A 13,976-nucleotide genomic window follows, 5' to 3' on the forward strand; every position below is an offset into this window, starting at 1 on the left:
AATTAATAATTGAGATTATTTTAAATGGTATTGTTATCTAGAATTTGCAATTGGTTTGCCAATATTGTAAATAGTTGGTAGTTAGTATTTTAAAATGTTTTTAAGAATGGGGTTGTTCGATATCGGACGATTTATGTTCGGTTTTGGACGGTTGGGGTCATGTCATAAGACACAAGACATAAGACATGAGACATAAGACATGAGGCATGAGACATAAGACATAAGACACAAGACATAAGACATAAGACATAGGACATGACATTTCAAGGTGATGGTCAGTTTAGACGGTAACTACGGTTTTGGACATAAATAAACATGCCAAACAGCTGAGGTTTCACCGCTGTGGCAGGTGTCTCCACCTGCCATATAATGGATTCTAGCAAAGTCTTGGGAGTTAGGATGCCCTTCGATTCGGTGGCTGAGCGGAGTCGAAGCCCAGGGACCACCCTTCGGCTCTTGGCATCGGCTCTCGCTCAGCCAACGCAGCCATTGCAGCCAACCTGGGGACCGTCATTCAGCTTTCGAATCTTACTCATTCTTTAAACTATTGACTGGATTTATTCTTGCGATTTTTAGTGCGTGGTAACATATTGTTCCGAATGCTATTAGAAGGCTAAGTATTCCTGCAAGGATAAAAACCCAGGCTTGGATATTTGTTCGATAAGAGAAGTCCTGTAACCATGTGTTCATTGCCCACCAGCCTATGGGGCAAGCGATCAAGATGGCTACAAAGACCAATTTGATAAAATCTACAGAAAGTAGTTTTACAATTCCTGGGAGGTTGGCTCCCAAAACTTTTCGGATACCGATTTCTTTTGTTCTCTGTTGTGTTACGAATGCAGCAAGACCGAATAGTCCTAAACAAGCAATAAATATTGCAAATCCTGCAAATGTTGATACAATGGATTGGGTCCTTTGCACATCGGCATATAGTGAGGCAAATCCTTCGTCCAAGAATGAATATTGAATTTTTTGGTGAGGGGAGAAGCTATCCCAGACTTTGGTGATTTCTGAAATGGTCTTTTCCATATTGTCGGTTTTCAGTTTTACAGAAATCATGTTTGGACTGCCACCAATTCTTAAAGCCAATGGTATGACCGCATCTTCCTTCATGTTGCCGAATATAAAATCTTCTACAACACCTATAATGGTAAAAGTTGCAAAGTTTCTAATCTTGGCTCCTATAGGGTTTTTAATGCCCAATTCTTTTACAAGTCTTTGATTGACCACAACCGCTGCAGAATCAGTTGGCATTTCCATGTTAAAGTTTCTTCCTTCAAGCAATTTAATGCCAAATGTTGGTAAATAGTCCGCGTCGACCACCCAATTTTGACTTCCTATCCCTGCTTCTTCATTCTGTTTTCCATCGATCCATAGGGCATTTCCATTTCTTTTTGCACCATCCATCATGACGGGCAGGAAATCCGTGATTGAAACAGATGAAACAGTAGAAATATTTTTTAATTCTTCTTTTAATGATTTCTGCTGTCCTTCTAGTGTTCCAGTTCCCTGGATGACCAAAACCTGTTCTTTGTCGAAGCCTAAGTCTTTATTTAGGAGATATTTAACTTGTTGATTGATTACGATAGTACCAATAATCAAAACAATAGAAGTTGCAAACTGGAATATGACCAATCCGTTTCTGAACCAGTTGTTTTTGGATTTTAGGTTTAAGTTCCCTTTAAGCACAGATATTGGTTTAAATCCTGAAAGAAACAGTGCAGGATAAATTCCAGATATAAGGCCAATGAATAGTCCAAATGTTATTAAGACTGGTAAGAAATACCAACTTGTCCAGGGGAACAATAAGTTTTTACCTGCAATTCCATTAAAATAAGGCAGTAATAAGAAAGCAAATATTAGCGCCAACAAAATAGAGATAACAGAATATAAAAGGGATTCCGTGATAAACTGTAGGATTAAGGACTTTCTGTCTGACCCGATAGTTTTTCTAACGCCAACTTCTTTTGCTCTTGTTGCTGCATTTGCTGTTGAAAGGTTAATAAAATTGATGATTGCAATTATGAGTATAAACAAGGCAATACCTCCGAAAATATAGATCATCTGTATATCTCCGCGATTCTGGTTTTCGATTTTATTGTCTCGAATACCTTTAGAATGCAAGTGGATATCTGTCAAAGGTTGCAAGGTCATTTTTGCTGAATTCCAAATTTCCTTATTGATGGGCATTCCTGCTTGTTTTAGGGCAGGACCATAATGATCGTCAATATAGGATCTAGTTATTTTCTTTTCAAGTGAAGTAATATTTGTTTCCTTTTTGACTTTAAAATAAGTCGAATAATTGGAGGCTAACCAGTTTAATTTTTCACCGGGGTAAGGTTCATGGCCACTTAAGGTCATAAAGTAATCAAATCCATAAAAATTAGAATTGGTCGGAATATCCTCTATCACTGCAGTAATGGCATAACTATTCGATTTATCATTGTTTAAATAGATAGTTTTCCCTGTTGGATCACCTTTAAATAATTTTTCTGCTTTACTTTTGGTAATTATGATAGTATTTGGGTTCTCCAGAGCATGGTTTAAGGATCCGTATACTGTTTCCATTGGGAATATATCCAGAATAGCTTGATCTATAAAACAGAAGCCTTCTTCACTGAGCAGTTCGGGGTTTTCATTTGTTGTAACTTGATTGCTACCGGCGCCAAAAAGAGGGTTTGACAATACTCGGCCTGCTGATATGATTTCAGGAAACTCTTCTTTAAGTTGAGGAGCGGCTGGAGCGGGCATGGATACTCCTTTTTGAATGACATTGTCACGCGTAACGACTCCTACTACGCGAAATACCTGATCAGAATCCTGATAGAACTTATCGTAGCTCAATTCGTGTTTGATATATAATACAATCAGTAAGCAGATTGCCATGCTAAAAGCAAAGCCACCAATTTTGATAAATGAAAAGAACTTTTGATTTTTTAAGTTCCTCCAAGCGATTTTTATGTTGTTTTTTAACATGATCTTATTTTTAAAAGGGACCGCCCTTCGACTCCTGGTTTCGACTACGCTCAACCAACGCAGGGACCGCCCTTCGACTTGGTGGCTGAGAGGAGCCGAAGCCCAGGGACCGACTCAGGTTTTATTCATCTCTCAAACTGTCCACAGGATTTGCATTTGCGGCTCTGAAAGCTTGCCAAGCGATTGTTGACCAGGCAATAACTATTGAAATTGCGGCTGCCAAGATAAACATCCACCATTGAATTTCTATTCTATATGCATAAGTTTGCAGCCAATTGTTCATGACCCACCACGCTAATGGTGCAGCAACAAAAAATGCAATTAGTACAAGCCTAACAAAGTCTTTCGATAGTAGAACAATGATGCTGCTGACAGATGATCCCAAGACTTTACGGATGCCTATTTCTTTAACTCTGGTATTTATTGTCAATAAAGCAAGAGCAAATAAACCAAGGCAAGAAATTACAATAGCTATACTTGTTCCGCTGATTACTATTTTGGAAAATGTTTTCTCACTTTGATATAGATTTTGAGTATTCTCATCTAGGTAGGAAGCTAAATTATTAGCTTTTGGATTGATACTTTTCCATATATTTTCCACTTCTTCCAATGTTGTACCTAATTGGTTTGTTTCTACCCTGACAAAAATGTATTCTACAGGGAAAAGATTTGGATTTACAGAAATTGTGAGTGGTTCTACTGCACTCTTTAAATCATGAAAGTTGAAATTATCGATTATCCCTATTACCAAAGATTTTCCATTTAATTCAATAGTCTTTCCCAAGATTTTATCTGCTCCGCCCAATTGTGCCGCCATCTGTTTATTAATAATAATAGAATTAGAATCAGCACTGAAGGATCTGTCAAAATCACGACCTTCCAGTAGTTTAATATCCAAGGTTTTTAAGTAATCATAATCAATACGCATAAAATTTGTTATGATTTCTTTATTTTCATGCTCAAATCCAAACATACTACGTTGAAGACTTCCATCTCTTCCACGACCAATATTCATATCTGAGGCGCTGACAGATTTCACCCAAGGTTGTTGTTGTAGCGCGATCCTCATTCGGTTTAAAGCATCTTCTTTATCTATTCCTTTGCCAATTGGAATACTGATAACTTCAGATTTATTGAATCCAAGTGGTTTTTTAACCAAATAATTCAATTGTGAACTGATTACAATTGTTGCTATTATCAAAGTAATAGCTATTATAAATTGTAATACAGTTAAAGAATTTCTCAGATTTGAGGATTTGATTTTCGATGCACCTTTTAATGATTCAATGATATTTGTTCTTGCAATTTTCCAAGCTGGCAATCCTCCCGCTATTAGTGTCAGTAAAATGAAAATAGATAAGAAAATTATGGCATTTTCGATTGAAAATAAGTCGACAACCTGCAATTCATAATTCATATTTGCATTATATTCCGGCAGTATTAAGGAAGCAATTCCTAATCCGAGCAATAAAGAGAGTAGACATAATATAAATGATTCCAGCCATAGTTGTTTTACAATATCCCATGTTGTTCCACCTAATGTTTTTCTGGTTCCTATTTCTCTATTTCTGCTAATCGAATTGGCCAATGAAAGGTTGATAAAGTTTGAAGAAGCTATAAATAAGATCAATCCAGAAATCAACAGCAGAATCCATGGGAAATTAGGGGAAATACTTTCACCAAAGCTGAAGTCGTTTGTGTGCAGTTTTGAAAGCGGGAGTATATGTAGGCTAAAATAATCTCCATAAGCATTTGGTTTTCCTCCATCACGTTTTAATCGATCAATATTTATCTTGAAATTCTGATTCGTAAATGCTCTTGATTCATTGACAAACGCAGCATCATTGATTTTTTCAGCTTTTACTTTTACAAAAACTTGATGATTTTGACTATCCCACAAGTCTTTAAATTTTTGATAATCAGGAGAGTTTTCAAAACGTACTAAGGAATGGAATTCAAAACTTGAATTTGCTGGGAGGTCTTTTAGAATTGCAGAAATGGTCATCGCCTGCCAAACACCATTATTGTTGACCTGGACTTGTTTTCCTATGACATCACTTGTTCCAAAAAGGTTTTTTGCCATTGCGTCGGTAAGGACAATATCATTAAGTTGGTCCAGAGAGGTTTTATTCCCAGAAAGCATAGGGAAGCTGAAAATTGATAAAAAATCAGGATCTACGAATCGATTTGTTGAGACAAATTCTTTTTCACCATTTTTTAAAATAACATTTCCATGAAGTACCCTTGTAGCCGATTCAATACTTGGAATAGTTGCTTTAAGCTGTGGAGTAAGGGGAGCAGGCATAGAAGAATTGTTTTTTAATCCTGTTTCCGGTTCTGATTGACTATAAATCAATCCAATCCTTTCCCCATTCTCATGAAAATTATCAAAAGACAGCTCAAACATTGCTGTCAAAAAAAGGACAGTTGCTGCTGCTATAGCTATTGCCAATCCTGTGATATGAATTATACTCAAGGACTTGGTTTTTATGATCGATCTCCAGACTGTTTTAAGCATTTTAGTTTGTTAGATATGAGATTTGAGATATGAGATTTGCGATATTAAAATTGATATCTTTGTGCTTCTTTTATTATGTGTTTTATTTGAGGAAATAGACCTCAATAAGGATTGTTTCAATCTATTTGCCAAAAGTTTAAAATATTGAAAATTAGATAGTTGTTGTAAATAACTTATAGAAATATGTTCGGAATCGGACGTTTTTTTGTTCGAATATGGACGGTTGGGCTTGAAGTATTTAGTAGAAAGTAATTATAGTATTTAGTAGAAAGTATTTAGTATTTAGATTTTTGACCTGCCCTTCGACTACGCTATTTTTGTGATTTGGAATGACGGTCGCTAGCGGAGTCGAAGCGCCCATCATTCCGGCTACGCAAAGATCATCATTCTTTGTATAATGGTTGTGCGGTTGTATAGTGCGATTATCGCTACTAAATCTTGCAAACCGTGTTATCCCCCTTTCTATCTCAATTCTCATATCTCACATCCCATATCTATATAAGAGCAAAGCTCTTGAATATTACTCATCCCTTAAGCTATCCACAGGATTCACATTTGCAGCTTTTAGAGCTTGATAACTTACTGTCAGCAATGCTGCGGCGATTGCTATCAATCCTCCGAATACAAAAGGAATCCACGAAATCTCAATTCGATAGACAAAATCCTCCAGCCATTTGTTGCATGCCCACCAAACAATAGGGGAGGCAATAATAATCGCAATACATACCATCTTAACAAAATCCTTGGAAAGCATGCCAACAATACCTGATACTGAAGCTCCAAGGACTTTTCGGATTCCAATTTCTTTAGTTCTCTGGAATGCAGAGATTGTTGCTAGACCGAAAAGACCTAGACAGCTGAGGATAATCGCAATGGTAGTACTGATATTCGTTAGTTTTTGAAGTTGCTGTTCTTTCTTGTACAAAGCTAGGATTGAATCATCCATGAATTTATAATCAAAATTTTCAGCAGGAAAGAATTCTGACCATTTTGATTTAACTTTTTCCATAGTAGCTTTACTCTCCTTAAAGCCAATCTGATTTAATCGTATGTTGTATGTATTTGCATTAGATCCATTCATAAGAGCCAAAGGTTCAATACTATTGTAAAAATCTTTGGCGTGAAAGTCTTTCATAACTCCAATGATTGGGTAGTAAAATCCTTTTTGACCGATTATCTTTCCGATAGCATCCTGAGGATTTTTAAATCCGAAACCTTTTAATGCTGTTTCGTTTATAATATAACCATAGGCGGTGTCTGAGGGAACTAAATTGTTTCCAGCTAATAACTGTAAGTCATAGAATTCCATGTATTTGGAATCTACTGATTTTCGAAAGACAATCTGATTGAAGGGTTCAGAAGACTCAGAGCCATTAAATTCCATTGCTGTAGAATTGGATCCAGCAGAGAGCGGTTCATTTCCTAAACTGACCTCCTTTATCCCAGTTATTTTACTTAACTCTTCAGTCAGAGTTTTCTTTTTGGCGTTAAAATTATCAATATCATAAAGTTTATATGGAATATTAACTGTAACTACAGCGTCTTTGTTGAATCCTAAATCCTTTTTTATGGTGTATTTAAGCTGCTGACCAATAATAAGAGCTGCAACAATAAATATTTGAGCTATTATAAATTGGAATATAATCAACACCTTCCTTAAATTAAAATTACCCTTGGATGTGTTCAAATTTCCTTTGCTTCTAAAAATCTCAATGGCATTTACTTTTGAAATTAACCAAGAAGGATATAGACCTGCAAGGATCAAAGTGAATAATAATATTACGAAAATGAAGATTCCAAACATTAAAGGGTTATTGAAATCCTTTACATTATCGCTTATCAATTCACCTAAGAAATAGAAGCCTAATTTTGAAACAAAATAACTTGCTAAAATTGATACACCAATGATTATTGCAGTTTCAATCATCATTTGTAGAATCAAGATTCTTTTTGAACCACCCAATGTTTTGCGAATTCCGATTTCTTTCGAGCGTTGAGGAATTTGAGCAGTTGTGAGGTTGATGTAGTTAATACAAGCTAAAACCAGCAAAAAGATAGAAACGGCAATTAATCCATAAATAACAGTTTTACTGGATTTTTCCACTCCAAATTCATTGAAGTAGGTAGAGAAATGAGATTCTTTTAATTGTAGAAGTTCTAAGGTACGTTCGTATTTAAATTTTGGTTTAATTTTTTTTTGATATTGCTGAAATTTTTTCTCAACAATATTAGAGATCTGTTTATATGCACTTTGAATACTTTTTTCATCATTCGCCTGCATATAAATTCGATCAGATCCATTTGTGTTTGTCCATTGCGGAAGCGTATATGCTTCTGCTTTTCGGAGTTGAAGAAATTCCTTTCCTTTGAATTCAGAAGGATATTTTAATGATTCCACAATTCCGGAAACAGCCATTTGAATAGTATCTGAATAGATCAAAGTTTTGCCAATCATGTCTTCATACCTAGTATTTGGAAAATAAAAATTCGCCCTTTCTTCAGTCAACACTATCTGATTGGGATTAGAGAGTGCACCTGCTTTTTTCCCAGCCAGCCAATGATATGGAACCATATCAAAATATGTTTCTTCTGTTTCAATAACCTGGCTGTCGAAATCCAAATCTTCGGTTCTTATAGCTTTTCCATTTTCCCCTGGGATAGCTACCTTTTGAGTAAAAAAAGTATATACAGGAACCGCCCTTTCCAATGATCTCACCTCGTCTCGCAATGCCAAGAAAATTGGCCTTGATACTCCTCCGGTCCAATTTTCCTTTTCATCATTCAGCTTTATTTTGCTGATCAACCTATAGGTGTTTTCGCGATTTGGAATTCCACTCTCAAAACTTAATTCATAGTTTACAAACTTGAATATAATCCAACAGGAGCTAATCCCAATGGTTAAGCCCAAAATATTAAGGAAAGTAAATAGTTTATTCCTTTTTAGGTGTCTGATGCTGTTTTTAAATAATAATTGGAACATGGGGGTTTAGATATAGGTTTTTAGATGTGAGATTTGAGATTTGAGATTTGCGATATAGAAATTGATATCATTGGTTTTCTATTGTTATGTTTTATTAAATGAGGAAATGGACCTCGAAAAGGATTGTTTCAATCTATTTGCCAAAAGGGTAAAAACTTAGATATGAGATATAAGATATGAGATTTGCGATATTAAAATTGATTTCATTGGGTTCTCTATTGTTGTTTTATTAAATGAGGAAATGGACCTCGAAAAGGATTGTTTCAATCTATTTGCCAAAAGTGTAAGAATTTGATTTTTAACACTTAAAATTATAGTAAGTTGTAAATATGTTCGGAAATGGACGGTTTGTTGTTCGGATATGGACAGTTGGGGAAAATAGTATTTAGTAGAATTTAAACTCAATTATCACCCTTTCTATCTCAATTCTCATATCCCATATCTCACATCCATATCTCATATCTATTCAAGAGCAAAGCTCTTGAATATTACTCATCTCTCAGGCTATCCACAGGATTGGCTCTAGCAGCTTTGTAAGAATGGAAAAACATCGTTAAAAATGCTATAACCAAGGTTGCTAATGCTGGGATAGTAAACATCCACCAATTCAAATCCATCTTGTATGCAAAATTATCTAGCCATTTATTGATAGCCCACCATGCAATAGGAGAGGCAATCACTATGGATATGAAAACTAAAACAAGATATTCAGAGGATAACAACCTAATAATTCTCGAGACCGAACTTCCCAAAACTTTTCTTATTCCGATTTCTTTTGTCCTTTGACTGATACTAATGGTTACCAAGCCAATTAATCCCAAACAGCTTAATAAGATTGTAATTCCAGATGAAAGATTTATAATACTCGAAAAACGATAGTCGCTTTCGTACAGTTCCTTCATGTTGTCATCAAAAAACTTATATGAAAATTCATTATTTGGATAAATCTTTTTCCATTCTGTTTCAATGGCTTTTATACCATTCTTCCATTCTCCAGTATTGTGAGAAAGTTTTATACTTATGTTTTTTAATTGATCTCTTTCTTTACTAGGAATAATAACAACAGCTCCAGTTTGACTATGTAGAGTTGAACTATTGAAATTTGGGATTACGCCAACAATGTACATTTGCTTTTCAAACAATGTTACCATTTGTCCGATAGCTGCTTCGGGAGTTTTAATTCCTAATTTTTCGAGCACCTTCTCATTGGCTATAAAGCCAGAGGTGCTGTCCGAAATCTGAAGATTTCTTCCTGCTAATAATTTGAAATTATAGGTTTCTAAATAATCTTTATCGGCGTATTTTAATTCTATTTGACTTCTTACTTCCCCTGTGTCCGTATTCATGCTGACACTGGATGCGTAATAGTCAGCACTCATTGGTAGATGTCCCAAAGAAGATCCTTCAATCTCTTTATATTTCTGAAGCGACTCTTTTAATAAGTTTGGTCTGTTGTCATCTGGGTTATCCTTTAGAAATGGAAGTTCCATGGAAACGATGCTATTGTGTTGAAATCCTAAATCCTGGTTTAACATAAACTGAATCTGAAAACCCATTAACACTGTTGAAATAACGAATACTTGAGCAATAATAAACTGAAAAATAATGAGTGCTTTCCTGAGGGGAATACTGCCAAATTTAAGCTTACCGGCATTTTTCATTTTGATAACTTCGGAAATCTGAACCTTATTTATTAAATATGCGGGATAAAAACTCGAAACTAAAGTCAATATAATAATCAAAGCTGCAAGGAAAATTACAACGGCTAGCGTATCTGAGTATTTATTTATCTCTTCAGGAATATAACTGCTGAAATATTTTTCAAAAAATTTTATCAATGGCCAGGATAATAAAAGAGACAGACATGATATGATAAACGTCTCGGATAAAAAACTGAATAATACATATCGTGGTTGTTCACCTAATGTCTTCCTAATTCCTATTTCTTTGGCTCTAAAAGGTACTTGAGCAGTTGTTAGGTTAATGTAATTAATACATGCTAGTAACAATAGGAATGAACCAATTCCAATCATACCATATAGTGTGCTTTTGTCTACACTGCCTTGGATCATTTTATTGAAATGCAATGTCGAAAGAGGAGCAAGGCCATAGGATTTTTTTACATTGTATTTTGCATTGATTTCAGCATTTACCTCATTAGTTTTTTTAGTAAGTATATCGATTAGATTCTGTTGTGCTGCTTTGTTGTTCAGTTTAACATATAGTTTATGGTTTGAAGTTACCATATCCCAATTATCACTTTTAAGATCTTCTTCCTTAACTGGTACAAATTCTTTATGTCGGAAACTGCTAGTTTTCTCTAAATCCTGAATGACACCGGTGACCGTATAATTAACAGTGTCTATTAACAGCACTTTACCTAATATCTCTTGAGGTTTCAGATTGGGATAATAAACTCGAGCTCTTGATTCCGATAATACTATTTCATGTGGTTGTTTAAAAACAGATTCTTTATTTCCTGCCAGCCATGTATATGGTACCATTAAAAAATAATCCTTGAAAGTTCCAATAACTGGGGGTTGATTGCTGAACTCTCTTTTTCCGTCATCATCTGAAACTGTTATTTTATCATAATAATAGTTGTATTCAGGCGCTACCAATTTGGCTGCAGGAATGTTCTCTTTCACATAATTAGCAACTGGAATATTTACCCCATCAAATGAGTTTGATTCCTCACCTCTGATTGAGACATTGTAAACTTTGAATATTTCTTCCTTATCTGGATGATTCTTGTCAAAACTATATTCATAATTAACAATCCGGAATACTACCCAACAGGCGCTAATGCCGATGGCAAGTCCGAGAATATTCAGAAAAGTAAACAACTTGTTTTGCCATAGTTTACGGAATAAAAGGTTCACTCTTTTCATGATAATAATTCTTTATAATACAAATAGTTCATTATAACCGACCCCAACAAAAAGTCGGCAAGTGTAATCCAAGTCTCGTTTTCGATTTCAATTCTATATATTCTTATCCATTCAATGGTAATTGTCTTACCTTTACTATTTTCATCTTTGATTCTTGAGATTTTTAACTTCGGTTATCACCCTTTCTATCTCAATTCTCAATTCTCATATCTCAAATCTATTTAAAGGCAAAGCCTTTGAATATCACTCATCCCGCAAACTATCCACAGGATTTGCCATTGCTGCTTTGATGGATTGATAGCTGACTGTAAGTACCGTAATCAATAGAGCCAACACTGCTGTAATGACAAATATTTCCCAATTTATTTCAGATCTATACGAAAAATCACTTATGTATTTGTTCATTGCCCAATAAGCAATGGGGAATCCTATCAAACAGGAGATACTTATCAAAACGATAAATTCTTTAGATAGCATTTTTGTCACTGAAAAGATTGAAGCACCCAACACTTTCCTAACGCCAATTTCCTTGGTTCGGCTTTCCGCCATATAGGCTGCTAAACCAAATAAGCCAAGGCAGGAAATAAAAATGGTAAGGCCTGCAAAGATTGTTGCCAATTTCCCCGTCTTTTGTGTTTCTTCAAATTTTTTGGCATAGGCCTCGTCTAAAAATTGATAATCAAAAGGATAGTTTGGATTATATTCCTTGAAGACTTGTTCCGTTTTTGACAACGCATCTTGGGTAGCTAATTTTGGATTGAATTTTATGTTTAAGGTATTGACCCACATATTTGCACCTTCTATTACCGTAGGAGTAACGGTTCTAAATGGTGATTCCTGGATGAAATCTTTTATAACACCTATAATAGTATATTTATCATCTCCATCAACAAATTGAGTTCCTAATGGATTTTCCAGGTTCATTATTTTTGCTGCTGATTCATTGATAATTGCAGACATTGAATCTGTAGGATATTTCTTAAGATCAAAATCTCTACCTGAAATCAGTCTCAGTCCCAAGGTTTCAACGACTTTGTCATCGGCAGATTGTCTGTTAAAAGATATAATACTATTAGGGTCTTTCCCTTCCCAACTAAATCCATTCCAGCCGCTCCATCTTTCTGTCATCGGGGACATGGTTCTACTCACCGAGCTCGCGATTCCACGACTTAACAATTCATTTTTTATCAATTCAATATTTTTTTTGATATCGCCGGATTCAGAAATATAAATCAGATTTTCCTTATTGAACCCAGCGTCCCGATTCTGAGCGTGGTCTATTTGTTTTCGAATAACCAGGGTGCTAATAATCATGATGACGGCAATTGCAAACTGCGTAACCACTAGAATTTTTCGAGGACTTATCTTTTGTTGAAATTGTACGAATTTTCCTTTTAGAACTTTTATGGGTTGAAAAGAAGAGAGGAAAAAGGCTGGATAACTGCCGGCCAATAATCCTGTCAATAGAATAAATCCAATAAACGATAGCCAAAAATAAAAATTGCTAATAGGCAGGCTCAAATTTCTGCCAACCAAGTCGCTGTAGGATGATAAAAGTAGGAAAACAATAACGAAAGCCAATAGGCCAGAAATAATTGACAATAGTATAGACTCAGAAAGGAATTGGGAAATTAAAGATCTTTTATTTGCTCCCACAACTTTGCGTATGCCTACTTCTTTTGCTCTTCTTTCACTTTGGGCGGTACTTAAATTCATGAAATTTATACAGGCAATCAAAAGGATAAATCCGGCAATGATCATGAAGATTTTTACCATATCAATTCTTCCACCTACTGCTATACCATTTTTATAATCATTATATAAATAATTATCTCCGATTTGTTTAAGGAAATTTTCTGTTTTGAGGTCCGAATGCTTTTGGGTAATCGTTTTGAATTTATTCTGAACGGCGTCCAAATTTGCATCTGGATATAATTCTACAAACAAGTTTACCGAGCTATTACCCCAATTTTTATCTGAAAAATTTATCTTCTCCATCCAGGTCCATGGTACAAAAAAGTTCATTTCCGCAAATCTGCTGTTACTTGGGATTTCGTCTAAAATGGCCGATACTTTTAAGACCTCTGTACTATCTACTTTTATACTCTTACCGATGACATCTGTGCTGCCAAAGATGGTCATCGCGTAATCTTTTGTAAGCACAATATCTGTAGGTTCTACTAATGCTGTCTTAGGATTTCCTTTTAATAAGGGTAGTTCAAAAATTTGCAGAAATGCTGAATCCACGAACGCACCCTTTTTTGCAATGATTTTTTTGTCATCATAGGTAAAAAGAAATCCTCCCGTATTGTTTAACCTAGAACTCTGTTTAACTTCTGAGATGTCATTTTTGACAACCTCATATAATGGTTTAGGGGTTGAAAACCAAACATCGGGACCTTTATCCGACTGTTCCATTGAACCGACAGAATAGATTAGTTTCGATTTTGGATAAGTGTTGTCAAAATTTAATTGTGAACTTACCCACAGCATAATCAACATCGCCGCCGCCATACCGATCGCCAAACCAACAATATTAATCGCTGTAAAACCTTTGTTCTTCTTAAGATTACGAAAGGCTATCTTGAAATAATTTTTGATCATAATTTTG

At 35.2% G+C, this 13,976-nt stretch carries 5 protein-coding genes; all 5 read right to left on the minus strand.

The window, feature by feature from the left end; all coding sequences use genetic code 11:
* Positions 1–528: 528 nt before the first annotated feature.
* The gene (locus CRT24_RS15025; RefSeq protein ID WP_099372031.1) at positions 529–2,976 is read right to left on the minus strand and encodes an ABC transporter permease; all 2,448 of its coding nucleotides are present in this window, start codon (positions 2,974–2,976) and stop codon (positions 529–531) included.
* 121 nt (positions 2,977–3,097) lie between these two features.
* Positions 3,098–5,494 (minus strand): ABC transporter permease, encoded by a 2,397-nt coding sequence (locus tag CRT24_RS15030; RefSeq protein ID WP_099372032.1) that lies wholly within the window; start codon positions 5,492–5,494, stop codon positions 3,098–3,100.
* 520 nt (positions 5,495–6,014) lie between these two features.
* Positions 6,015–8,474, minus strand: coding sequence for an ABC transporter permease (locus tag CRT24_RS15040; protein WP_099372034.1), 2,460 nt, complete (start codon positions 8,472–8,474; stop codon positions 6,015–6,017).
* A gap of 488 nt (positions 8,475–8,962) precedes the next feature.
* A complete protein-coding gene (locus CRT24_RS15045) occupies positions 8,963–11,365 on the minus strand; it encodes an ABC transporter permease (RefSeq protein WP_099372035.1) in 2,403 nt (800 codons plus the stop codon).
* A 243-nt stretch (positions 11,366–11,608) separates the two neighbouring features.
* Positions 11,609–13,969 (minus strand): ABC transporter permease, encoded by a 2,361-nt coding sequence (locus CRT24_RS15050; RefSeq protein WP_099372036.1) that lies wholly within the window; start codon positions 13,967–13,969, stop codon positions 11,609–11,611.
* Positions 13,970–13,976: the final 7 nt, after the last annotated feature.

This window comes from Sphingobacterium sp. 1.A.5 (assembly GCF_002734235.1).
GTDB lineage: Bacteria > Bacteroidota > Bacteroidia > Sphingobacteriales > Sphingobacteriaceae > Sphingobacterium > Sphingobacterium daejeonense.